Origin of the sequence: Neisseria sp. HMSC061B04 (assembly GCF_001836705.1) — a bacterium.
Lineage (GTDB): Bacteria > Pseudomonadota > Gammaproteobacteria > Burkholderiales > Neisseriaceae > Neisseria.
This window is the reverse complement of sequence record NZ_KV830184.1, coordinates 1-23,075: the sequence shown is the minus strand read 5'-3', so window position 1 is coordinate 23,075 and position 23,075 is coordinate 1. Positions and strand designations below refer to the sequence as shown.

General features: G+C 47.9%; 22 protein-coding genes. 11 read left to right on the top strand and 11 right to left on the bottom strand.

What is annotated here, in order from left to right; translation table 11 throughout:
• Positions 1–30 precede the first annotated feature (30 nt).
• The gene (locus tag HMPREF2661_RS04210; protein WP_049323827.1) at positions 31–744 is read left to right on the top strand and encodes an aldose epimerase family protein; all 714 of its coding nucleotides are present in this window, start codon (positions 31–33) and stop codon (positions 742–744) included.
• A 58-nt stretch (positions 745–802) separates the two neighbouring features.
• Here the strand turns inward: HMPREF2661_RS04210 and mltB are convergent, their stop codons facing one another.
• The 5 genes from mltB to rpsF form a co-directional block, all read right to left on the bottom strand.
• Positions 803–1,882, bottom strand: a complete 1,080-nt coding sequence (gene mltB / locus HMPREF2661_RS04205) for a lytic murein transglycosylase B (protein ID WP_049349683.1) — start codon at positions 1,880–1,882, stop codon at positions 803–805.
• Between the two features lie 202 nt (positions 1,883–2,084).
• Positions 2,085–2,537: a 50S ribosomal protein L9 gene (rplI, locus tag HMPREF2661_RS04200; RefSeq protein ID WP_003678862.1), complete on the bottom strand. Its 453-nt coding sequence runs from the start codon at positions 2,535–2,537 to the stop codon at positions 2,085–2,087.
• A gap of 16 nt (positions 2,538–2,553) precedes the next feature.
• On the bottom strand, positions 2,554–2,784 hold the full coding sequence (gene rpsR / locus HMPREF2661_RS04195) for a 30S ribosomal protein S18 (protein ID WP_003678863.1): 231 nt from the start codon (positions 2,782–2,784) through the stop codon (positions 2,554–2,556).
• A gap of 6 nt (positions 2,785–2,790) precedes the next feature.
• Positions 2,791–3,096: a primosomal replication protein N gene (gene priB, locus HMPREF2661_RS04190; RefSeq protein ID WP_199900476.1), complete on the bottom strand. Its 306-nt coding sequence runs from the start codon at positions 3,094–3,096 to the stop codon at positions 2,791–2,793.
• Positions 3,093–3,464, bottom strand: a complete 372-nt coding sequence (gene rpsF / locus HMPREF2661_RS04185; RefSeq protein WP_004519252.1) for a 30S ribosomal protein S6 — start codon at positions 3,462–3,464, stop codon at positions 3,093–3,095. Before rpsF ends, priB begins: the two co-directional genes overlap by 4 nt.
• 245 nt (positions 3,465–3,709) lie before the next feature.
• Between rpsF and hscA the strand changes: the two genes are divergently transcribed.
• The 4 genes from hscA (at position 3,710) to HMPREF2661_RS04165 (ending at position 7,141) form a co-directional block, all read left to right on the top strand.
• A complete protein-coding gene (gene hscA, locus HMPREF2661_RS04180) occupies positions 3,710–5,569 on the top strand; it encodes a Fe-S protein assembly chaperone HscA (RefSeq protein WP_049323824.1) in 1,860 nt (619 codons plus the stop codon).
• A 76-nt stretch (positions 5,570–5,645) separates the two neighbouring features.
• The gene (locus tag HMPREF2661_RS04175) at positions 5,646–6,008 is read left to right on the top strand and encodes a TIGR02328 family protein (protein ID WP_049323823.1); all 363 of its coding nucleotides are present in this window, start codon (positions 5,646–5,648) and stop codon (positions 6,006–6,008) included.
• A gap of 92 nt (positions 6,009–6,100) precedes the next feature.
• Positions 6,101–6,442 carry an ISC system 2Fe-2S type ferredoxin gene (gene fdx / locus HMPREF2661_RS04170; RefSeq protein WP_003745561.1) on the top strand — a complete coding sequence of 114 codons (342 nt, stop codon included), beginning with the start codon at positions 6,101–6,103 and terminating at the stop codon, positions 6,440–6,442.
• Between the two features lie 75 nt (positions 6,443–6,517).
• Positions 6,518–7,141 carry a hypothetical protein gene (locus tag HMPREF2661_RS04165; protein ID WP_141759989.1) on the top strand — a complete coding sequence of 208 codons (624 nt, stop codon included), beginning with the start codon at positions 6,518–6,520 and terminating at the stop codon, positions 7,139–7,141.
• Positions 7,142–7,230: 89 nt separating this feature from the next.
• Here the strand turns inward: HMPREF2661_RS04165 and HMPREF2661_RS04160 are convergent, their stop codons facing one another.
• A complete protein-coding gene (locus tag HMPREF2661_RS04160) occupies positions 7,231–7,590 on the bottom strand; it encodes a hypothetical protein (protein ID WP_234398661.1) in 360 nt (119 codons plus the stop codon).
• A 93-nt stretch (positions 7,591–7,683) separates the two neighbouring features.
• Positions 7,684–8,304 (bottom strand): hypothetical protein, encoded by a 621-nt coding sequence (locus HMPREF2661_RS04155; RefSeq protein ID WP_049323819.1) that lies wholly within the window; start codon positions 8,302–8,304, stop codon positions 7,684–7,686.
• 312 nt (positions 8,305–8,616) lie between these two features.
• Here HMPREF2661_RS04155 and iscX point away from each other — a divergent pair, with 312 nt between their 5' ends.
• From iscX to metE, 3 genes are all read left to right on the top strand, one after another.
• Positions 8,617–8,814, top strand: coding sequence for a Fe-S cluster assembly protein IscX (iscX, locus tag HMPREF2661_RS04150; RefSeq protein WP_003682097.1), 198 nt, complete (start codon positions 8,617–8,619; stop codon positions 8,812–8,814).
• A 168-nt stretch (positions 8,815–8,982) separates the two neighbouring features.
• Entirely contained in the window at positions 8,983–9,864 is an 882-nt protein-coding gene (gene metF, locus HMPREF2661_RS04145; protein ID WP_003745556.1) for a methylenetetrahydrofolate reductase, read from the top strand.
• A gap of 89 nt (positions 9,865–9,953) precedes the next feature.
• Complete coding sequence (metE, locus tag HMPREF2661_RS04140; protein WP_003745555.1) at positions 9,954–12,230, top strand: 5-methyltetrahydropteroyltriglutamate--homocysteine S-methyltransferase; 2,277 nt, start codon at positions 9,954–9,956, stop codon at positions 12,228–12,230.
• A 92-nt stretch (positions 12,231–12,322) separates the two neighbouring features.
• Here metE and HMPREF2661_RS04135 read toward each other — a convergent pair whose 3' ends face one another.
• Both HMPREF2661_RS04135 and ilvE read right to left on the bottom strand, forming a co-directional pair.
• Positions 12,323–14,563 carry a right-handed parallel beta-helix repeat-containing protein gene (locus HMPREF2661_RS04135; protein WP_070822465.1) on the bottom strand — a complete coding sequence of 747 codons (2,241 nt, stop codon included), beginning with the start codon at positions 14,561–14,563 and terminating at the stop codon, positions 12,323–12,325.
• Between the two features lie 1,072 nt (positions 14,564–15,635).
• A complete protein-coding gene (gene ilvE, locus HMPREF2661_RS04130) occupies positions 15,636–16,634 on the bottom strand; it encodes a branched-chain-amino-acid transaminase (RefSeq protein ID WP_049323817.1) in 999 nt (332 codons plus the stop codon).
• 213 nt (positions 16,635–16,847) lie between these two features.
• On the opposite strand from ilvE, the gene HMPREF2661_RS04125 reads away from it, so the two are divergent.
• The 3 genes from HMPREF2661_RS04125 to HMPREF2661_RS04115 all read left to right on the top strand — a co-directional run bounded on the left by HMPREF2661_RS04125 (position 16,848) and on the right by HMPREF2661_RS04115 (position 19,009).
• Positions 16,848–17,171 (top strand): LapA family protein, encoded by a 324-nt coding sequence (locus HMPREF2661_RS04125; RefSeq protein WP_070822451.1) that lies wholly within the window; start codon positions 16,848–16,850, stop codon positions 17,169–17,171.
• A gap of 25 nt (positions 17,172–17,196) precedes the next feature.
• Entirely contained in the window at positions 17,197–18,366 is a 1,170-nt protein-coding gene (lapB, locus tag HMPREF2661_RS04120) for a lipopolysaccharide assembly protein LapB (protein ID WP_003684462.1), read from the top strand.
• A gap of 157 nt (positions 18,367–18,523) precedes the next feature.
• On the top strand, positions 18,524–19,009 hold the full coding sequence (locus HMPREF2661_RS04115) for a GNAT family N-acetyltransferase (RefSeq protein WP_234398660.1): 486 nt from the start codon (positions 18,524–18,526) through the stop codon (positions 19,007–19,009).
• Positions 19,010–19,085: 76 nt separating this feature from the next.
• Here HMPREF2661_RS04115 and HMPREF2661_RS04110 read toward each other — a convergent pair whose 3' ends face one another.
• Both HMPREF2661_RS04110 and recC read right to left on the bottom strand, forming a co-directional pair.
• The gene (locus tag HMPREF2661_RS04110; RefSeq protein WP_070822449.1) at positions 19,086–19,592 is read right to left on the bottom strand and encodes a thioredoxin family protein; all 507 of its coding nucleotides are present in this window, start codon (positions 19,590–19,592) and stop codon (positions 19,086–19,088) included.
• A gap of 3 nt (positions 19,593–19,595) precedes the next feature.
• Positions 19,596–22,895, bottom strand: a complete 3,300-nt coding sequence (recC, locus tag HMPREF2661_RS04105) for an exodeoxyribonuclease V subunit gamma (RefSeq protein ID WP_070822448.1) — start codon at positions 22,893–22,895, stop codon at positions 19,596–19,598.
• Positions 22,896–23,075: the final 180 nt, after the last annotated feature.

Genomic DNA, 23,075 nt, shown 5'->3' with positions numbered 1-23,075 from the left:
AATGATAAGTAATTTGAAGTTTAAAACATCATGTCCGAAATCATACTACGCAACCAATCAGCCACAATGCAAGTCAATACAATGGGCGGATATATTGATTCCCTGATTTTAAAAGGACGGGAAGTCTTATTTCCGAAAACCAGCGTTCAAGTCGGCGATGACACAAAATTACGCGGCGGCATGCACGTCTGCCTACCCCAATTCGGACCTGACAGCAAAAATCATCTGGCCCAACATGGTTTCGGTAGAACCTCAGACTGGGAAATCCGCCATCAAAATGAATCGGATATCGGCTTGAAATTAATCAGCACAGAAAAAGGCTATGAACACGTCGAATGGTTGCTCGATTACAGCCTACCTAATGAAAATGAAGCCATCGCCATCCTGACCGTCTGCAATTACGGCGAATCGCCTGTCCGCACGTCTCCAGGATTCCACCCCTACTTTACCGCCGCCGGCACACAATTTGATTTTAACGGCGCGCCATACGATGCTGACTATATCTCCCATACCGAATTTGTTTCCTCCGACCAAGATGCACACGTTGCATTTGACGGCTTGAAACTGGATATCCGTACCCACAATCTGCCTGTGTACGCACTCTGGAGCGATCGAAACGGCCAATATACTTGTGCAGAGCCAACCGCAGAAGGCAATGCATTTTTATCTCCTGCCCGAGGCGGACAATTTGTTTCAGGGCACAGTAAAAAACGTTACGCCATGAAAATCAGACTGATGGCTTAACCCCCTTTACAAATTCTCGATATTTAAAAACCACCCCGAAGGGTGGTTTTCTTATGGCTTACAAGCCATTGTTATTGATTGCATTCGCAATATCGCGCACCGCTGTTACATACATACGGCTGTGGTTGTATTGCCATACGGTGTAGAAGTTATTCAGGCCCAAATAGTATTCAAATACGCCCGGGCTGGTTTCCAATGCATACAATACAGCCTTTTCATTATCGGCAACAGCAGCTTGAGGCACGACACCCAAGGCTTTGAAATCTGCGACAGTGCGTGTCAAAGCAGTTTTCTCATCGATAATCGCCTGCAAGTGCGGCGTAATCGTCAGACTGACCGGCACCACCATCTTACCGCCGGTCTGCCAGCCATGCTGTTTCATATAATTGGCGACAGAAGCCGCCACATCGCCGACGTTATTCCAAATATCGCGATGCCCGTCACCATCATAGTCCACCGCCCATTTACGGTAGCTGGAAGGCATAAATTGCGGCATGCCCATCGCGCCGGCATAGCTGCCTTTGAAATCAAAAATATTTTCTTTTTCTTCTTTTGCCATTAGCAAAAGTTCGCTCAATTCGTTTTGGAAAAATTCGGCACGGCGTGGATAATCAAAGGCCAATGTACTCAAAGCATCGGCAACGCGGAAGCTGCCCGTATTTTTGCCATAATTGGTTTCAATACCGAGAATCGCCACAATCAATTCGGCAGGTACGCCGTATTTGCGTGCCACATCATCAATTACGGCACGGTTTGCCGCATAGAATTGTCTGCCGCCGTTAAATTTGACTGCACCGGAGTTACCTGTGCGGAATTCATACCAAGGACGCGAAGTGCTTGGGCGGTACATAATGGTAATAATATTGCCTTTATACACCACGCCATTGAAGAAGTTACGCAATTCTTCTGCACTGAAACGGCGGTTTTTCACTTCATATTGGATAAACTGCTGAACATTGACGTTTTCATTAAAACCGCTGCTGGCAACAGATTCAGCCGCTGCATCAAATACAGGGCGTTTTGCAGAGGAAACAGGCTCGACAGGTTTTGCCGTATCAACAGCAGGCTTTTGCGGAGTGCCGCATGAAGCTAAAGCCAAAGCAGTCAGACCTATCCCAAAGATTTTGATTTTATTCATAAATAATCTCTTTACTAAATAATACGACAAACCCGAACACGAATGAATATTCGGCCAATACATTATCTCTTCCGCTATATTTCTAGACAGACTTAAAAAATATAGACAAATCGATATTTACTTACTTCAGCTCAAGCAGATAAACAAGGCCGTCTGAAATTCAAGGAAACCCTTGATTTTCAGACGGCCTTGAATGAATTAATTACTCAGCGGCTGCAACAACAGCAACGGTAATTTTAGCAACAGCGTCGGTGTGCAGAGCCACTTCAACTTCGTATTCGCCAACAGCTTTCAAAGGGCCGTTAGGCAGACGTACGTTTGCTTTAGCAGCTTGGATACCGGCAGCAACAATCGCTTCAGCGATGTCAGCATTGGTAACAGAACCGAACAGACGACCATCAACACCGGCTTTTTGAGCAACAGTAATGGTTTGGCCTTCCAGTTTTTCTTGACGGGCTTTAGCATCAGCCAAGATCTCAGCTTGTTTGGCTTCCAATTCAGCGCGGCGTGCTTCGAATTCTTTCATGTTGGCTTCGGTTGCACGTTTTGCTTTACCGGCAGGGATCAGGAAGTTGCGTGCGTAACCGTTTTTAACGGTAACGATATCACCCAAGTTACCCAGACCGCCGATTTTTTCTAACAGAATAATTTGCATGATTTAAACTCCAAAATTATTTGTGTTGATCGGTGTAAGGCAACAGAGCCAGGAAACGGGCACGTTTCACAGCAGTAGCCAACTGACGTTGGTAGTGTGCTTTAGTACCAGTAATGCGGGCAGGGATGATTTTGCCGTTTTCAGAGATGAAGTCTTTCAACAAATCAACTTGTTTGTAATCAACTTCTTGGATTTTTTCAGCCGTAAAGCGGCAGAATTTTCTACGTTTGAATGATTGACGAGCCATTGTCGTTTAACCTTTATTATATTCTTTAATGTTCTGTATGCGTAGTACCGGCTTGGGGAAGCGTTGGCTGCGTTGTGCCAAAAAACCTTCCGACTCGATGACGGCATCTTGCCGATACTGCCATTCCTCAGCCTGCTTACCTAAAATCCGCGCGGGAATTTCAAATTTGACCAGACATTTCTGTCCGTTTTCTTCCTGCCAAGATTCATGTTGCAACACAACATCTAAAACAGGAATTCCTGCCGGCGTATATCTCAAAGGCTGAACCTGTAAGATACGGGCGGTAAGCTTAATCAGATTATTCAATCTTATTCGGCTGCTGCAACTTCTTCAGCCGCACCGTTCAGCAAGTTTTTTGCTTTTTCGCCGCCCAGCATTGGGGAAGCTTCAGTTACAGCGTGTTTTGTTTTGATGGTCAGGTGACGCAGTACGGCATCATTGAAGCGGAAAGCAGTTTCCAACTCTTCAACCACTTCAGGAGTAGTTTCGATATTCATCAAAACATAGTGTGCTTTGTGGATTTTGTTGATTGGGTAAGCCAATTGACGGCGGCCCCAGTCTTCCAAACGGTGGATTTTACCGTTGGCTTCAGTAATCATGGTTTTGTAACGCTCAACCATAGCAGGCACTTGCTCGCTTTGATCAGGATGAACGATAAACACGATCTCGTAATGACGCATGTTATCTCCTTATGGATGATTAAAAACAGCCTTTCACCATGCGAAGTAAAAGGCAAGGCAAAGAGGCTGAATTTTATCCGCATTTCTTAAAAAATACAAGTCCGGATTCAAAATCCACTTTCTTTTCAATTAAAAAACAACATTAAGCCTTAGGGTTATTTCCTAGCAAACCACTCAACTATCTGCCAAAAATCTGCTAAAATCTGCCCCATCCTAATAAATACAGCATCAGAAGGCACACAATCATGGCTCTTTTGCAGATTTCCGAACCCGGCATGTCCGCCGCCCCCCATCAACACCGCCTCGCCGTAGGCATTGATTTAGGCACAACCAACAGCTTGGTGGCCACCGTACGCAGCGGCAGTGCAGTCTGCCTACCCGATTCAGACGGCCGTACCACCCTGCCTTCCGTTGTCCGCTATTTGGATGGCGGAGTCGAAGTCGGCAAAAACGCCCTTTCTGCACAAAAAACCGATCCGCTAAATACCGTCAGCTCCGCCAAACGCCTGATCGGCCGCACCCTTACCGACCTCACACAAGACGCGCAATACCTGCCCTATCAATTTACACCCAATGAGCGCGTGGTCGAATTAAACACCCGTCAAGGTGCGAAAACGCCTATCGAAGTATCGGCAGAAATCCTCAAAGCCCTCAAATCGCGTGCAGAAGAAACATTGGGCGGCGATTTGGTCGGCGCCGTCATTACCGTACCCGCTTATTTCGACGATGCCCAACGTCAAGCTACCAAAGATGCCGCGCGTTTGGCAGGTTTGAATGTCTTGCGCCTCCTTAACGAACCGACCGCCGCCGCAATCGCCTACGGACTGGACAACGCCTCGGAAGGCACGTTTGTCGTTTATGACTTGGGCGGCGGCACATTCGACGTATCCGTATTGCAACTGACTAAAGGCCTGTTTGAAGTCAAAGCCACCGGCGGCAACAGCGCATTGGGCGGCGACGACTTCGACCATCGCTTGTTCTGCCACCTGCTGGAACAAAACGACCTTTCCAAACTCAACGAACAAGACAGCCAGCTTCTGCTTTCCCTTGTCCGTACCGCCAAAGAAAAACTGACCACTCAAACCGAAGCCGTCATCGAAACTACACTTTCAGACGGCCATAAAGTTCATACCGTCATTACCCGCCAAGAGTTTCACAATCTGACCCAAAATCTGGTGCAAAAAACCATAGAGCCGGTCAAACAAGCACTGAAAGACGCAGGCGTGACCAAAGCCGACATTAAAGGCGTGATTATGGTCGGCGGTTCGACCCGTATGCTGCACGTTCAACAAGCGGTCGCCACCTTCTTTGGACAAACTCCGTTGAACAACCTCAACCCAGACGAAGTGGTTGCACTCGGTGCCGCCATACAGGCAAACGTCCTTGCCGGCAACAAAACCGACGGCGAATGGCTGCTGCTGGACGTTACCCCCTTGTCGCTCGGTTTGGAAACCTACGGCGGTCTTGCCGAGAAAATCATCCCGCGCAATTCCACCATTCCTACCGCGCGCGCGCAGGACTTCACTACTTTCAAAGACGGTCAGACTGCCATGACGATACACGTCGTACAAGGCGAGCGCGAACTCGTTTCCGACTGCCGCAGCCTGGCCAAATTTACCCTGCGCGGTATTCCGCCCATGACAGCAGGCGCAGCGCGTATACGCGTGACCTTCCAAGTTGACGCCGACGGCTTGCTGTCCGTTTCCGCACAAGAACAAAGCACCGGCGTACAGGCGCAAATCGAAGTCAAACCTTCCTACGGCTTGGACGACGACACCATCACCCAAATGCTCAAAGACAGCATGAGCAACGCCGCCGAAGACATGGCCGCACGCGCACGCGCCGAAGCCGTCGTCGAAGCCGAAAGCCTGACCGACGCCGTCAATGCCGCCCTTGAGTTGGACAGCGATTTATTGGAAGCCGAAGAATTGCAACAGATTCAACAAGACATCGTCGCTTTGCAAAGCTATCTGAAAGACGGTAAAGCCGAAGACATCCGCGCCGCCGTCGCCAAACTCAGCCACAGCACCGACAACTTCGCCGCCAAACGCATGAACCGCAACATCCAACGCGCGTTGACAGGGCAAAGCGTTGATAATATTTGACGGCAAATGGTTTCAGACGGCCTTGGATAAAGAGGCCGTCTGAAAATCTAATATCCCAAACAACCTGATTACTTCTATGCGACTCTGGCACCAAACCCTTATCCCCCTACTCCCCCGTGCCCAGCTTTTGGGGCAACACCGCGAATGCGCTGCTTTACGCGGGGCGGGCTGGGGCAGGCCGCATGCGACGGTTAATTACGTTTTTACCCATTCACCCTACAAACTCTACCTGTATCACGCGTTGATTATGGAAGAGATGGAAAAGCGCGGTTACAAACCCGATGCCTTATGGAAAGACCCGCTATATCGCGGCAAAGCCGTTTCCCCATACCATTCGCACGCGGCTGAAACAGCTACTTCGCCGATTTATGCCGAACATAATGATGCTTACTTGGACGAATGTCTGGAAAATTTAAAAAGTAAAGGCATCATGTTATAAACCCATTTTTCAGACGGCCTGAATATTGAATACCCAAGGCCGTCTGAAACCACTTTAACCACAACCACTCTTAAACAACCGAGACAATAAAAATGCCAAAAATTACCGTACTCCCACACGCGACATTATGCCCCGAAGGCGCGGTTATCGAAGACGCACCGGAAGGCCAAACCGTCCTTGACGTGCTGCTCGACCATGACATCGAAGTTGATCACGCATGCGAAAAATCCTGCGCCTGCACAACCTGTCACGTCATCATCCGCAAAGGTTTTGACAGCTTGGAAGAACCGAGCGAACTGGAAGAAGACCTGCTTGACCAGGCATGGGGCTTGGAAGCCGATTCACGCTTAAGCTGTCAGGCAGTTGTTGCCGACGAAGACTTGGTGGTTGAAATCCCCAAATACACCATCAACCACGCGCGCGAAGATCATTGATGCAAAAAGATCGTCTGAAACGGATCAAGCAATTTTCAGACGACCTTTCAAAAGCAAATAGTTTGGAATTCATTGTTGAAATGTTTAACCTTGCTTTCACTCCTATTCTTCCTACACACAGCCTATGCCGATCATGCTGAATGGCAGGAGATAACTTGCTATCAATACAACCAAGCAGAAGTAGATAAGGCAATGGAAAACATTATTGGCGACACCAAATACCGCAATAAGCAACTGAATGCCATGATTGATAGAATCAAGCGCCCTGTCCGCTACCGTATTAGGACAACCCCAATAAAACGTTTTGTGCTTATAGTTGAAAATGGAGATTACTCCACCTCTTGTAAATCGATCCAAGGCAAGAGTCATTTGAGTTTGTTTTTATACTATCAGGGTAGCAATTTGAAATCCTTGGGCATTACCGAAACCAAGATTCAAAATGGTAAAGAGGTCTTTGTAAGCAATAATTTTTATGCCTATTCGGAATCTGAAAACATTTTTGAACGCTCGGGAGATATCAATAATTCAGAGGAAGCTTGTATTACAAAATCCTGTGAAAAGAAAATTATGGTGTATAAGTACCCCGCCACCCTTGAAGACATAACCACATATCAATACCCATCTTCCTTTATTCTGAAAAAGTTTGGACTTAAGGGTACAAAGTTATCTGACCATGCCATTCCCTTGGATCGAGAATAACACTGTCTTTAAAAGCAAACAAAAGGTCGTCTGAAAACTGCCTTACCGACCGTTTTCAGACGACCTTCCGTCAAATCGTTATCAAACCATTATTTGGAACGGGGGACGATAAACCTTAAGCAGGAAACTTTCATCGAAGCAGTGGTTTGTGCGACGGGATAGCTTTCCACTCTGCCCTTAGCGTTCAACATACTGAGGCTGCTGTCGTGACGGGTTATGATGCTCTTAGGCTCGGATTTCGGTGCAGGCTCGTTTTGCGCTGTTACCATAGATTTCGGCGGTTCAGGTACATAGCCCGCCAAGCCGAAGCGTTTGATGATTTCGTTTGCGGCATCTGTATAACGCTGTTTCGCTTCTTCGTGTTCCACCACTATATCGTCAAGTGCCGCAGACAAGTCGTTGCCGACAAAGACTTGGTCATAGAAATCCCTAAATATACGATCAACCACGCTCGTGAAGACCATTAAAACAAGGTTTAATGAAAAAGGCCTCTGAAACCACAAATTTATGGTTTTCAGACGGCCTGTTGCTTATGCGGCAAACTATTTGATATGAGGAAAAATAAAACGCATACGCGAAATTTGCATGGAGGCCACTTTCTGCGTAGCGGAGTAATTTTCAATTTTCTCTTGCATTCTGATTTGATGCATATTGCCGTTATAACGGGGAGCCGCGTTTTTAGATTTGTTGACTGTCGGCAGTTCAGCCTCAGCCTTCAAAGCTTCCTCTGCCTCAATCGCCGAAAGTGTAGCCTCATCCCTTACCAAACCGAAACGCTCGATAATGGCATTGGCTTCATCTATATAATGCGATTTGTCCGCGCCATTTTCCAACACCGCATCTTCAAGCACGACCGACAAATGCTTGCCGCAATTTTCGATACGCTCGGCGATGCGCGAATAAACCATCCAACGTTTCAACCTCAATGCGCCTGCATCGTCATTGGGTGAAGCAGCATCCAGTTTAATCAAGCCATAGTGTTTGCCGTAATACAGACGGAACACCAGCTGTTTCAAACCTTCTGTTTCGTCCAGCATCAGATAAAATTCGCGAACTAACAACAGCAAACGGTCGAATGCACCTGCTTTGGACAGATACTCCGGATCATCGGAAGCGAGCGCGTAAATCAGTTTGGACAGCTTGGCGTTGAGTGCGTTATTCATCTTTTTTCCTTTTATTTTTAAGCGATGGATTGTCTTAAGAGCCGTTCCAAAAAATTTGGTTGCATAGCGAAATGTAAATTTTACATGGAAACCAAATCATTCAAAACGGAATAAAAAGTATAAAACGGCAGATTCAAAGGGAATATGCCGTGAATTTTTAAGTGTCTTGCCGTATTTTAACGCAACTATGCTATTTTGTTAAAAAATAGCGCCATCATTTATCTGCCCATCTTCCGTAAAACAATCTGGCAGTCCGACTTCTTCTTGATTAAAATAATTGGCAATAGTCGAAACCTAATAAAGGAACACATCATGAAATGGACAGATACCCAACGCATCGCCGAAGAACTCTACGATTTACACGGCGACAGCATCGACCCGAAAACCGTGCGTTTTACCCAACTGCGTGATTTGATTATGGCTCTGCCTGAATTTGACGATGATCCGGCGCGTTGTGGCGAGCGCATTCTCGAAGCCGTGCAACAAGCCTGGATAGATGAAGCGGAATAACCTTTTCCCTTTTCATCAAACAAGACCTCAGGCTGTTTTTCAGACGGCCTGAGGTCTTTATTAAATCTATTCATACAATTTCGGAAAATTTCGAAATTGACTCATACCAACCTCAAATTTATTATGCAGTCTGACAACAAATAAAAGATATGCAGAAGGTGCATAACCATGAATCACGCTCGAGAAATCGCCGCTTTAAACAACAGCCTTTCTGATTTGAAAGGCGACATCAATGTTTCGTTCGAATTTTTCCCGCCGAAAAACGAACAAATGGAAACCATGCTGTGGGATTCCATCCATCGCCTGCAAACCTTGCATCCGAAATTCGTTTCCGTAACCTACGGTGCAAACTCCGGCGAACGCGACCGCACACACAGTATCGTCAAACGCATCAAACAAGAAACCGGCCTTGACGCAGCCCCCCACCTGACCGGTATCGACGCCAGCCCTGACGAGTTGCGCCAAATCGCCAAAGATTATTGGGACAGCGGTATCCGCCGCATTGTCGCCCTGCGTGGCGACGAGCCGCCCGGCTATGAGAAAAAACCTTTCTATGCCGAAGATTTGGTCAAACTGTTGCGCTCTGTTGCAGACTTTGACATTTCCGTAGCGGCCTATCCAGAGGTTCACCCGGAAGCCAAATCCGCACAAGCCGACTTAATCAATCTGAAACGCAAAATCGATGCGGGTGCAAACAACGTTATTACCCAATTCTTCTTCGACGTGGAAAGCTATCTGCGCTTTCGTGACCGTTGCGTGATGATGGGCATCGACGTTGAAATCGTTCCCGGCATCCTGCCCGTAACCAATTTCAAACAATTGACCAAAATGGCCCAAGTGACCAACGTCAAAATCCCAAGCTGGCTGTCTAAAATGTACGAAGGTTTGGATGACGACCAAGGCACGCGCAACCTTGTTGCCGCCAGCATCGCCATCGACATGGTCAAAGTCCTCTCGCGCGAAGGTGTCAAAGACTTCCACTTCTACACCCTCAACCGCAGCGAACTGACTTACGCCATCTGCCATATTTTGGGCGTGCGTCCGCGTTAATAAAACAGACGGCCTCCCCATTCTGATTTACAATATCGAACATTCAGGCCATACCGGCCTGATTCAAAATTCCAACTAGGAGAGTTAACATGACAACATTGCATTTTTCAGGCTTCCCGCGCGTCGGTGCCTTCCGCGAATTGAAATTCGCACAAGAAAAATACTGGCGCAAAGAAATCAGCGAGCAAGAATTGCTGGCTGTTGCTAAAGACTTGCGCGAGAAAAACTGGAAACACCAAGCTGCTGCCAACGCTGATTACGTTGCTGTAGGCGATTTCACTTTCTACGACCACATCCTCGACCTGCAAGTTGCCACCGGTGCCATCCCTGCCCGCTTCGGCTTCGACAGCCAAAACCTGTCTTTGGAACAATTCTTCCAACTGGCCCGCGGTAACAAAGACCAATTCGCTATCGAAATGACCAAATGGTTCGACACCAACTACCACTACTTGGTGCCTGAATTCCACGCCGATACCGAATTCAAAGCCAACGCCAAACACTACGTTCAACAACTGCAAGAAGCCCAAGCTTTGGGCCTGAAAGCCAAACCGACCATCGTCGGCCCATTGACTTTCCTGTGGGTAGGTAAAGAAAAAGGCGCTGTCGAATTCGACCGTCTGAGCCTGTTGCCTAAACTGTTGCCTGTTTACGTTGAAATCCTGAACGCTTTGGTTGAAGCCGGTGCCGAATGGATTCAAATCGATGAGCCTGCTTTGGCTGTCGACCTGCCTAAAGAATGGGTAGAAGCCTACAAAGACGTTTACGCCACTTTGAGCAAAGTAAACGCCAAAATCTTGTTGAGCACTTACTTCGGTTCCGTTGCCGAACACGCTGCCTTGCTGAAATCCCTGCCTGTTGACGGCCTGCACATCGACTTGGTACGCGCGCCTGAGCAACTGGACGCATTTGCCGACTACGACAAAGTTCTGTCTGCCGGCGTTATCGACGGCCGCAATATTTGGCGCGCCAACCTGAACAAAGTTTTGGAAACTGTTGAGCCTCTGCAAGCCAAACTGGGCGACCGTTTGTGGATCTCCAGCTCTTGCTCTCTGCTGCACACTCCATTTGACTTGTCAGTTGAAGAAAAACTGAAAGCCAACAAACCTGACCTGTACTCTTGGTTGGCCTTCACCCTGCAAAAAACCCAAGAATTGCGCGTTCTGAAAGCCGCATTGAACGAAGGTCGTGATTCTGTTGCCGAAGAACTGGCTGCCAGCCAAGCTGCCGCCGACTCCCGTGCCAACAGCAGTGAAATCCATCGCGCAGACGTTGCCAAACGCCTGGCCGATTTGCCTGCCAACGCAGACCAACGCAAATCTCCATTTGCCGACCGTATCAAAGCGCAACAAGCATGGTTGAACCTGCCTCTGCTGCCGACTACCAACATCGGTTCTTTCCCACAAACTACCGAAATCCGCCAAGCACGCGCAGCCTTCAAAAAAGGCGAACTGTCTGCCGCCGATTACGAAGCCGCAATGAAAAAAGAAATCGCCTTGGTAGTTGAAGAGCAAGAAAAACTGGACTTGGACGTACTGGTACACGGCGAAGCCGAGCGTAACGACATGGTCGAATACTTCGGCGAATTGTTGAGCGGTTTTGCATTCACTCAATACGGCTGGGTACAAAGCTACGGCTCACGCTGCGTTAAACCACCTATCATCTTCGGTGACGTAAGCCGTCCTGAAGCCATGACTGTCGCTTGGTCTACTTACGCACAAAGCCTGACCAAACGCCCGATGAAAGGTATGTTGACCGGTCCTGTAACCATTCTGCAATGGTCTTTCGTCCGCAACGATATTCCACGTTCTACCGTGTGCAAACAAATCGCACTGGCTCTGAACGACGAAGTATTGGATCTGGAAAAAGCCGGCATCAAAGTCATCCAAATTGACGAACCTGCCATCCGCGAAGGTCTGCCTTTGAAACGTGCCGATTGGGATGCTTACCTGAACTGGGCCGGCGAATCTTTCCGCCTGTCCTCTACCGGTTGCGAAGACAGCACCCAAATCCACACTCATATGTGTTACTCCGAGTTCAACGACATCTTGCCTGCCATCGCTGCTATGGATGCTGACGTGATCACTATCGAAACTTCACGTTCCGACATGGAACTCTTGACCGCGTTCGGCGAATTCAAATACCCGAACGACATCGGCCCGGGCGTTTACGACATCCACAGCCCACGCGTACCGACTGAAGCTGAAGTTGAGCACCTGTTGCGCAAAGCCATCGAGGTTGTACCGGTTGAACGCCTGTGGGTGAACCCGGACTGCGGCCTGAAAACCCGTGGCTGGAAAGAAACTCTGGAACAACTCCAAGTAATGATGAACGTAACCCACAAATTGCGTGCCGAACTGGCTAAATAATGTGAGTTAGATGAAAAGGCCGTCTGAAAATTTTCAGACGGCCTTTTTTTATTTATCGATATTTAAAACATAAAGATTACGACTTCAACAGCTTACAAAATCCCTGTCGTTGCATGATGTTCTTCCACTCCTGATGTATACACGTTCTGAGTATGGTGATACACAGTCTCTTTAGTCGTTTCGACAATATGGTTGGCTTCTGACAAAATATCGCTCAATGCCACTTTACTGCCGGTCGTATTCACCTTTTTCAGTGCCGCGCCGTTATGGCTATTGCCTTCAGAATACGTGTTGATGTCATTCTCAAAGCGCAGCCATGAATCATACAACTTGCCTTTAATGTCCGTCAGGATTTTGTTGTTGGCCACATTTAAAGATGCCTTACCCTTAGGGTTGGTACTGTGTACGTCTATCAAAGCATCATTCAAATCACCGCCAAGTTTCAATGTGTTATTGGTGATGTTGTACTCTTTGGCATTGCTCTTTAAATAAGCAAATTCGACATAGCCGGCAGATTCTTCACGCACGGAAATTTTGTTGTTGTGAATCGTTACCGCACCATGCATAGCGACATTGCCATGGTGTTCTTCCACATAAACCGGTACTGCGCCTTTCATAATCTTGCCAATATCGGCATCATTGCCGCTGATGGTAATGGTACCGCTGCCCATGCCGTTTTTAGATAAAACACGGTCGTAGGTATCGTTGATGACGGCAATCAGATATTTGGTGGATTCGCCGCTGATCTTGTTGTTTGCCATATTGAGTGTGTAATCCATTTTGCTTTCATGGTTACGGAACTCAATCGCGTAGGTCTGAATATTGTTTTGATAAACCGTCAGATTTTTAATGACATTATCGCTAATATCGAAATAACCTTTATCAGCCGAGTGCAAATCTCTGTATTGGGTATTGGTTTGTACCTGAATCCCTGAATACATGTGGTAGTACTTACCCAAGTCATCATCAACATTCAAACGGAAGCTCGGGTCTTGGATAATGGTATTGCCGGTGATTTTGACTTTATCCATAGAAAACTGGCGGTTGTAGGCAACAATACCATATAGCCGGTCACCCGTTAACACATTGTCTTCAATGACAATGCCTGTACCATCATGCACATCCAAACCCTTGCGGTAGTTGTGGTCGGTCGTGTTTTTACGGTATGTGATGCCGTAATTGTAGCTACCGGCAGCCACGGCCATACCGTAGCCGGTCCCGCCATCCGCTTCGTGGCCGTTCCAATCCAAACGGTTGCCCTCGCCGATAAAGTTTTGTTGGAAACCGATCAACGCACCGGCAACGCGGTTGTGGTGCAGATACGAATCGACAATACGGTTGTTTTCACCCAAAGGCAGCGCTTCGTATGTTTCATCAATTTCGCCGCTTTGCACGCGCTCTTTAAAGGTCAGCTTATGGCCTTTTTCCGTTTCCAAAGAAGCGGTCGAGGTAAACATCACACCAGCGCGGTTGGCACCGGAAACCTCTACTTTGCTGATTAAAGTATTGTCCGCATCGTTCACCAAAATACCGTTTACCTTGCCAAAATAGCTTAAGCCTTTGCGGTAAAAATCAGGGTTGGTATATTGAACTGACAAATCGGCAATGGTTTTATTGTTTTGCCCATCGATCAAGATACCGGCAAATTCTCGGATATCGTCATGGTTGGTGTCCGGATTGAATTCGCCTGTTTGCGCCTTATCAAACGTTACTTTGGTTTTGCCCATGCCCGAACCAAACAAACCACGCGCGCCGGAGACGGTTTTATCCATCACAATCTGATTGGAAATATAGTAAGTACCATCCAAGAAGACCATGGCTTTTTCTTTGTGCGCCGCCTCTAAAGCTGCTTTAAATGCCTGAAGGCTGTCTTTTTTACCCTGCGCATCGGCACCAAAATCATTCACACGAACGTAATTGCCATACTCTTTGGATTCATACACGCGGTATTTTCCGGATAGACCTTCCCTGCCTTCGGCATGGTCGTCAATTTTGTTTGCTTTACCCGAACTGAGGTGGCCGTCGTGGCTATTGATTGCTTTTTTACCGGAAGAAACGCCCGCTATTTTGTCATGGCCGTCTGAATCCTTCAGATTCTTTTTATGGACAATCTCAACGGTTTCTTTTTCTTCGGCAACTCTGTCTTCCGCCTCTTTTTCTTTGCGTGCGGCTTCGAGTTTGGCTTTACGCTCTGCAGCCGCTTTTTCGACTGCCGCTTTATGCGCTTCTTTTGCGCGCTCGACAGCCTTTGCTTTAGCGGCGGCAGCCTCGGCTATTTTTTTTGCTTTGGCTTCTTCGTAAACTTTTTGCCTTTCAGCCAGGACTTTTTCCATCGATTGATTAACCGGTTCTTTTGAAACAACGTGTTTGCTCGCCACTTTAGGCACAATGGTATGTTTACTGGAAACGCTGCTTACAGAAGCAACGCTGGCCCGTGCAACATGCATTTTGATCACAAGGCTGTCTGAAGATGATGAAGAACTGTCAAATTTTGCTGCCTCCGCCACATGCACTACTTCTCTCGTTACCGTATTTTTACCGCTTAATTGCTTAAGCTCAGGAGAAACCGACGGTATATCCTCCCAATTGTGGGTGTGTATCCATTCTTTTAGAGGAGAAGATGATTTGGAATTTGCTTCAGGTGTGGATGAGCCGTGACGAATGTGGGTACGGCCAAGAGGAGCAAGTTTATGTGACATAATCAGCGTATTTCCTTGTATCGAATATCGCCTTTCCCACCGCACAAGCGTGCAACAAAAAAGCCGATTGATTAAAGAGGTAAGACGGATTCTGTCGTAACAGCAATTGCCTGTATAAAGGCCAAACTGAAGTTGGCCGCTTTGAGAAACTCGGCAGCGTTTCCCCTTCTGCCGGTTTTCTGATTGGAAACGGTCATGGTGTCAGACAGAACCCTTGGATGACTTTATATAGGCAATCTGTCCGCGTACCATGTGTCCGGTTATTTTTGACGGAAATGTATCAGAGTCCCTTTTTAATTGATTAGTTCATCCAAAGTTAAGTTATTTTTGATTTTTATAGCAAAATAAAAATGGTTTTATCTTGCATCGTTTTCCTTTTTGGCTTGACAGAGTGAATCCCGCGAAGCCCAAAAGGAGGGAAATTTTAACACGATATGTTTTTAGCATTCCCTATTTAACTAAATTTACAAAATATACAGAATAAATATCTACAACTGTTTTTAACTTCTTCTAAAAATCAATAAAATTCGATATTTTCAATATGTATTTTTACAACATGCCTGCGCATTATATACCGATTATCTAAAAATACTACCGTTTGTTTAAAAAATTTAGCATTTTATTATCGTTTTCCCCATCAAAAAACCAATAAAAAAGCCGTCTGAAAAAATATTTCAGACGGCCTTTTATATTAACTGCGTTCTACTTAACAAACTTCGACCAACCAGCCGTGTTTGTCTTCTGTCAAACCGTATTGAATGTCCGTAATTGCCTTACGGATTGCATAACCGCGCTCTTGGCTCTTCACTTCGATTTCTTTGCCGTCAATCACGAAAGAAGTTACCGGAGAAATGACCGCAGCCGTACCGGTCAGAATCGCCTCTGCGCCATTTTCCACAGCTGCTTTTAGCTCATCAACGGTAAAGTTGCGTTCGGTAACGGTGTAGCCCAAATCTTTGGCAACAGTCAGCACGGAATCACGGGTAACGCCGTGCAGGAATTCGTCGGTCAACGGTTTGGTAATGATTTCATCGCCATTAATCAGGATAAAGTTAGACGCGCCGGTTTCCTGAACGTCGCCATTCGGGCAGAACAACACTTGGTTTGCGCCATATTCAGCTTTGGCTTTCAACACCCAAGGCATGGCGGAAGCGTAGTTGCCGCCGCATTTCACACGACCCATATGTGGCGCGCAACGGATATGTTCGGTTTCCACCAAGATTTTAACGGGCGAACCGGCTTTGAAATAGTCGCCAACAGGAGAAGCCAAAATGTACAGCAAGGCTGTTTCGGAAGGAGAACCGGCTTTACCGATCACAGGGTCGGTACCGATCAAAGTCGGACGCAGGTACAAAGCGGCAGGCGCGTCAGGGATTTCCTCGGCGGAGCGTTTGACCAATTCGATCAAAGCATTCAAATAAGCTTCCGTTTCAGGACGCGGCAGGTGCAGAATATCTGCGCTTTGCTGCATACGCGCGATGTTGGCGGTCGGGCGGAACATCACGATTTTGCCGTTTGCCTGACGGAATGCCTTCAAACCTTCAAAACATTCGCTGCCGTAATGCAAAGCATGTGCGCCGGGGGCGAGTGTCAGGTCTTTGGAAGATTGCCATTCTACCGGTTGCCATTTACCTTCACGATAAGCGATAACGGGCATTTCAGCGTGAAAAACGCTGCCGAATACGGCTGGAACTGGTCTGCTCATGATGATTGCCTTTCTTATTCTGATTTGTAAGATAATAACTAAAGACTGAACAATACGCCTTTCAATATGGGTTTGACAAGTACCCGTCAACATTAAAGATACCTTTCCCATGCCGTCTGAAACATGCCGTCCTATCCGAAATCCGGCAAATCGTTTAAACTAATACCATTTTTCAGACGGCCTGCACCAACCGCGGCCCACCCGGAGCAACCCATGAAACTCATCTCTACCATCATCAAAATCCTGATTCTTCTTGTTTTCCTCCTGCTGGCCATCACCAATACCCACACTGTATCCTTCTTCTACCTGCCCGGCCAAAACATCAATCTGCCGCTGATTGTCGTGCTTTTCGGTGCATTTATTATCGGCATCGTGTTCGGTATGTTTGCCCTCTTCGGCCGTCTGTTGTCCCTGCGCAGCGAAAACAACCGTCTGCGCGCCGAAGTGAAAAAATACGCCCACCTTTCCGAAAAAGACCTGACCCCGGTCAAAACCGAAACACCGGCAACGGCTTCCGAAACCGCTCCCAAAGCGTAACGCCACCAATCAATAAAGGAATACCATGGACAACGAATTGTGGGTCATCTTACTGCCCATCGTCCTCCTCCCCGTTTTCTTCGCTATGGGCTGGTTTGCCGCGCGCGTCGATATGAAGACCGTCCTGAAACAGGCCAAAAGCATACCGGCAGGGTTTTACAAAAGCCTTGATGCCCTCGTTGACCGCAACAGCGGCCGCGCCGCGCGCGAATTGGCAGAAGTCATCGACCAGCAGCCGCAGTCATACGACTTGAATCTGACCTTAGGCAAGCTCTACCGCCAACGCGGCGAAAACGACAAAGCCATCAATATGCACCGCGCCCTGCTCGATTCGCCCGACACCGTCAACGAAAAACGCGCGCGCGTGCTTTTTGAATTGGCGCAAAACTACCAAAGTGCAGGCTTGGTGGACCGCGCCGAACAAATCTTCCTCGGTTTGCAGGAAGGCGATATGGCACGCGAAGCCCGCCAACACCTTTTGAGCATCTACCAACAAGACCGCGACTGGGAAAAAGCCATCGAGATGGCACAGCTCTTGAGCCATGACGAACAGACCTATCAGTTTGAAATTGCCCAGTTCTATTGTGAAATTGCCCAAGCCGCGCTGTTCAAATCCAACTTCGACGCCGCCCGCTACAACATCGGTAAAGCACTCGAAGCCAACAAAAAATGTACGCGCGCCAACATCATCCTTGGCGATATCGAATACCGTCAGGGCAATTTCCCTGCCGCAGTAGAAGCGTATTCCGCCATCGAGCAGCAAAACCATGCCTATTTGAGCATGGTGGGCGAGAAACTCTATGAAGCCTATGCCGCGCAAGGCAAGCAGGAAGAAGGCCTCAACCGCCTCATCGGCTATATGCAAACCTTTCCCGATCTTGACCTGATCAACGTCATCTACGAAAAGGCTCTGCTGCTCAAAGGCGAAACCGAAGCGGCGCAAATCGCTGTCGAACTCGTCCGCCAAAAACCCGACCTCAACGGCGTGTACCGCCTGCTTGGTTTGAAACTCAGCAGTATGAATCCGGAGTGGAAAGCCGATACCGATATGATTCGTTCCATTATCGGCCGCCAGCTGCAAAAAAGTGTCATGTACCGCTGCCGCAACTGCCACTTCAAATCCCAAGTCTTCTTCTGGCACTGCCCGGCCTGCAACAAATGGCAAACCTTTACGCCGAATAAAATCGAAATTTAATCAAGCGTTAAGCATTAAAAAAAGGCCGTCTGAAATCTTTTCAGACGGCCTTTTTATTACAAAGCAAAGAAAGGAAGCAAGAATCGTTCCAACAAGAAAAAAATAAAGTTGAATCATACTTAATTATTCGGAAAAAATATGAGAAAGAGTATAATAGTTGGATATAAGAGAAGTTTTAGGAGCAAATATAAAAATTCACTTTGAAAAAGGACTTCAGTTAGAAAATGCCCAACTCATTTGTCAGTGGTCTAATGCTTTGGGAGAAAGTTTTCAGAAGCAATGGATGGGGCCAAAGATTTCTTATCCCTTGATTGCCCAATCCTTGCAAAAGATGGAAGGGATTTTTTCCATTTTTGTTGGAGAAGAGTTTGTAGGCATCATCCAGAAAATCAAACTAGAAGATAAAAATCTTCATATTGGAAGATTTCTCATAGCTCCACAGAAGCAGGGAAAAGGATTAGGTAGAAAAGCTTTTCAATACTTTCTTCAAGAAATGTTTGAAAATGAAGAAATAGAAAGTATTTCCCTAACGGTTTTTGAGTCAAATCAAATAGCTAGAGACCTCTACCAAAAAGAGGGATTTGAAATTGTTCAAACCATTGAAGTTCCAGAACGTAAATACATAATGAGAAAATCTAGGTAAGAACTAAATTACACTAGAAATTGTCCCCTTTATCAAAGTGGCTCAAAATATAGTCTTACACACCAACAATATCTACTCAACAACGCTGCTCTGCCCATGCCAAGGCCGCTACAACCTGAGCCTCAATATCGGCATTAAACTCGCCGGCACGGTACGCGTCGCGCAATTCCGTGCGACGGGTTTCATCTGCCGCAATTTGATTCAACACCACTTGTGGAAACTCGCTAAACACAGACCCTGCCTCTTCATGACCCATTAAAAACAGCGCAGGGATTTTTTGGTTGGTACGGACGATTTCCTGTTGGCGCGGATTATCGAAACGACTGCTGTCGTCAAAATCACGGCGGGCAATATAGTTGACGCGGATATTGGGGTTCAACTCCGCCATTTTTTGAATAAACGGCACAAACACGCGGCAATCAGGGCAATATGGTGCAGCGGCAAGCAGCCAGTTTTGCGGACGGCTGATCTTTTTAACCGCCGCTACCGTTTGCGCCGACAGCTCGGTTGCCTGATAGAGTTGCTGCTGTTTCAATTTGTCTTCTTCAGTATCAAAATCCAAATATTCTGCATAAGTGGCCATGCTTTACTCCTGTTCTGTTGTATCGGTTTTCCCTGCCACGCCGGTCAAAAGCGGCACAAGCAGATTGACGACGAGGTTTTCAAATAGCGGTTCATCAAGAGGCGATTCTTCCGAATGGCCAAACACCAGCTTCACTTCGGTATATTCTTTCTGCCCTTTGCTCATTTTATTGCCGTTAAAAACATCATGGGCTTTTCTCAAGGCAGCATCCCAATCCTCTTTCTTGTTGTACTCCTCCGCAGCGGCAAGACTGGTTTTGGCAAAAAACGGTAAGGGGGTATTTTGTCCGATTCGGAAATATACCAACCATTCTTTCAAAAGTGCCCTCGCGGCCTCTTGCCCGATGGCGGCATAGGTTTCGGTCTGCCCCAAGCTAACAATATGGGTTTGTCGATTTTCAACGGATTGAGGGGCGACGGCGCAAAAAATCAAATGCTCCAATAAACGGGCAATGCGGTTGGGCGCATTGTCTTTTTGATTTAGGAACACAATGCGGCCGCATTCGTAAAGATTGCCGATGGTGCCTTGTAACACCAAGTCGTCAAAGGATTCTTCATAAGGTTCAGACGGCCTTTTGTCGCTGCGTATCAGCTCGGCATCTACGTTTTTCGCAGATATTTGATACTGCTTCTGCCATAAACCGCCCAATTCGCCTACCGGCATCAGGCTTTCTGCATTCAGCCGAATGGCCGTATCTTCAAAATCTTCCCCTTTGCGCCGCGCATCCAAATAGGCATCGGCAATCCGGCCTTCATGTTGCGGCTCAAACGGTTCGGCAGACTCCCATGCGCCGTCCAGATACGGCTGATCCCAGCTTAAATTTTTCTTCAGCCAAACTTTGACAGGGTTGCGCCAAAAACTGACAAGCTCGCCCTGGTGAATGGTTTTGCCCGGTTCTTCCTGACTTAAGGCCTCAAGGAAAAACGGCTGCGCTTCCGCTTGCGGTTGGTTCAACGCATCGGCGTAATCTTGGCGCGTACTGAAGAGGCCGTCTGAAAGCGCGTCCTCTTGGAAATAACGGCGCGAAAAAGCCTGCAAAGGATGATGTTTCACCCATTTCTCTGACAACTCGCGCCCGCTTTTCCCCGTCATGGCGGCAATGGTATCCAGCAGCTCGCTGATTAACGAAGACGGCGCAAATTCGGCATCATTGCGTATATCGCGGCCGATATAAGATAAATACAGCATTTCGCGTGCGCTGATTAATGCTTCGAGGAAGAGATACCGGTCGTCGTCGCGGCGGGCGCGGTCGCCTTTTTTCGGATGTTTGGCAATCAGGTCGAACACCGCCGCTTTGGTATTGCGCGGAAAATCGCCGTCATTCAAACCCAGCAGGCAAACCATTTTAAACGGCAGGCTGCGCATCGGCACCATACTACAGAAAGTGATACCGCCGCTCAAAAATCCGGCTTGGCTTTCACTGTCCAAAAAACGACAGATATGGCGGATAACGGTTTTACACGGCAACAATCCGTCAAATTCGGCCAACTGCGCCTCTTCCTGCCATTTCGCCAAAGACTGCTCAAACTGCTGCTTGGCGTATTGGTCGTCCGTATCCGGAGCAAACAGTTTCTCCAGCACATCGCGACAACGCTGCACCCAGCCTTCCACATCGGCAGGCTCTTGCCATTGCGCCGCCATATCGGCCAAAGTACGGATAAATTCGGCAAAACCGCTGAACACGTCCAACTGGTTGACGTTGCTATGCCACGCGCTCACGCCCTGCCACATGCCGTGGCCGCCTTCGGGCAGCATCCAGCCCAAGGCCAAACGCTCTACCGCCTGCTGCCAAGTAAAGAGGTTGTCTTTACCCTCGCGCATGGTTTGGTCCAAACCCCAATGCACATTCAATCCGGCAACAGCCTCATGCAGCAACGGCACATCTTCCTCGCTCAAACCGAAGCGTTGCAACACCAACCGGCTTTCCAGCAAAGGTAAAACCTTGTCCACTTCAAACCGGCTTTCCAGCAAGTCCAACGTTTGCGCCAAAGCATACAGCAAGGGCTGGCGGCGGCTGAGTTTTACATCCGAAATCGAATACGGCAAAGCCTGGCTGCCCGCCTGCTCCTGTCCAAAAACGGCTTCGATAAACGGGCTGTAGGGCTCGATGTTCGGCGTCAAAACGGCAATATCGTGCGGCTGCCAGTCGGGATTATTTTGCAACACCAGCGACAGCTCTTCTTTCAAAATCTGCAATTCGCGCAAAGGACTGTGGGCCGCAACGATTTTGACCGAACCGTCGTTCAACAGCTTGTCCGGCTCGACACACACCGGATTGCCGTCCGCATCGTGGACTTGAACCCAAGCCTGCTGCGCGCCCGCCTCACTTTCTTCCTGTTGATATAAGCGTTCAGACGGCATGATTAAGTTTTGGATATCGTTTTGCAGGCAATGCAACAAGGTATCGTCTTTTCCCTCTTCATAAACCTGAATATCCTGCTCGGTTTCCACTTCCGACAGAAAATCAAAGAAATCGCATCCCTGCTTGCCCAAAGAAGCCAACAGCGGATGCCCTGCCTGCGACAAATCCGCCTCATCGCCCCTTTTCAAAATCTGCGCCTCGTCGATGACCTCGCCCCAATATTGGCTGCTCGGGTTGAGCGCAAACACAAACACATCGCAATGCTTGGAAATTTGGTGCAGCAGTTGCAGATACATCGGCGCCATTGTCGAAATGCCGAATACAAACAACCTTTGCGGCAAGACCGATTTATCCAACTGCGCCAACAACTTTTCCCACAAGGCCACGCGGTGCGGCGCCGATTGGCTGCCATCGTCCAAATAACGCCACAGCCGCGCCTGCCAATCCTCATCATCGCCCAAGCCCAGCAGCTTCCCTGCCTGCCACGCATCAATCCAATCCGGCCGGTACACCAAATATTGGTCGAAAATATCCGCCATTTGTCCGGCAAGCTGATAATCCGCCGATGCCGAGCTTTGTAAATAACTTGCCAGCTTCAGGCGCACGTTTTCGTATTCCGGGGCCGTCTGAAACGCTTCGCTGCGGAACAAATCCAGCAAACGCCAACGCATGACCTCAGGCGAAAACGGGCTGAGCGGCGGCACATCGGGAACCAATTTACGCATCAGCTGCCACGCCAAACCGGCCGGCAGGCTGAACTTCAAATTCGCCGCCACGCCGAGTTTGCGCGCAAAAAACACATTCAGATACCGCCGCATCCCCTGGCTCTGCACCACCACTTCTTCCTGCGCCAATACCGCATCCAAAGGCAAGGCCTGATGAATATGCGCGCACATTTCGGCAAGCGCTTCCAAACGGTCGGACTGATAAAGATAAAACATAGCAGACAATCTAAAAAACAATTGCCCACATTATAATGCCATTAGGACAAATGCTTCAGCAGAAGCAGCAAACAAAAACACAGGCCGTCTGAAACACATCGCTTCAGACGGCCTAAAACAAAACAAATCCATCGGCGGCCAATTATTAAGGGGCTGACGTAGATTAGCAGTTATGCTAGG

Coding starts and splice junctions, on each gene's coding strand:
- HMPREF2661_RS04210 (WP_049323827.1), top strand. CDS start 31: ATGTCCGAAATCATACTACGCAACCAATCAGCCACAATGCAAGTCAAT.
- mltB (WP_049349683.1), bottom strand. CDS start 1,882: ATGAATAAAATCAAAATCTTTGGGATAGGTCTGACTGCTTTGGCTTTA.
- rplI (WP_003678862.1), bottom strand. CDS start 2,537: ATGCAAATTATTCTGTTAGAAAAAATCGGCGGTCTGGGTAACTTGGGT.
- rpsR (WP_003678863.1), bottom strand. CDS start 2,784: ATGGCTCGTCAATCATTCAAACGTAGAAAATTCTGCCGCTTTACGGCT.
- rpsF (WP_004519252.1), bottom strand. CDS start 3,464: ATGCGTCATTACGAGATCGTGTTTATCGTTCATCCTGATCAAAGCGAG.
- hscA (WP_049323824.1), top strand. CDS start 3,710: ATGGCTCTTTTGCAGATTTCCGAACCCGGCATGTCCGCCGCCCCCCAT.
- HMPREF2661_RS04175 (WP_049323823.1), top strand. CDS start 5,646: ATGCGACTCTGGCACCAAACCCTTATCCCCCTACTCCCCCGTGCCCAG.
- fdx (WP_003745561.1), top strand. CDS start 6,101: ATGCCAAAAATTACCGTACTCCCACACGCGACATTATGCCCCGAAGGC.
- HMPREF2661_RS04155 (WP_049323819.1), bottom strand. CDS start 8,304: ATGAATAACGCACTCAACGCCAAGCTGTCCAAACTGATTTACGCGCTC.
- iscX (WP_003682097.1), top strand. CDS start 8,617: ATGAAATGGACAGATACCCAACGCATCGCCGAAGAACTCTACGATTTA.
- metF (WP_003745556.1), top strand. CDS start 8,983: ATGAATCACGCTCGAGAAATCGCCGCTTTAAACAACAGCCTTTCTGAT.
- metE (WP_003745555.1), top strand. CDS start 9,954: ATGACAACATTGCATTTTTCAGGCTTCCCGCGCGTCGGTGCCTTCCGC.
- HMPREF2661_RS04135 (WP_070822465.1), bottom strand. CDS start 14,563: ATGGAAAAAGTCCTGGCTGAAAGGCAAAAAGTTTACGAAGAAGCCAAA.
- ilvE (WP_049323817.1), bottom strand. CDS start 16,634: ATGAGCAGACCAGTTCCAGCCGTATTCGGCAGCGTTTTTCACGCTGAA.
- HMPREF2661_RS04125 (WP_070822451.1), top strand. CDS start 16,848: ATGAAACTCATCTCTACCATCATCAAAATCCTGATTCTTCTTGTTTTC.
- lapB (WP_003684462.1), top strand. CDS start 17,197: ATGGACAACGAATTGTGGGTCATCTTACTGCCCATCGTCCTCCTCCCC.
- HMPREF2661_RS04110 (WP_070822449.1), bottom strand. CDS start 19,592: ATGGCCACTTATGCAGAATATTTGGATTTTGATACTGAAGAAGACAAA.
- recC (WP_070822448.1), bottom strand. CDS start 22,895: ATGTTTTATCTTTATCAGTCCGACCGTTTGGAAGCGCTTGCCGAAATG.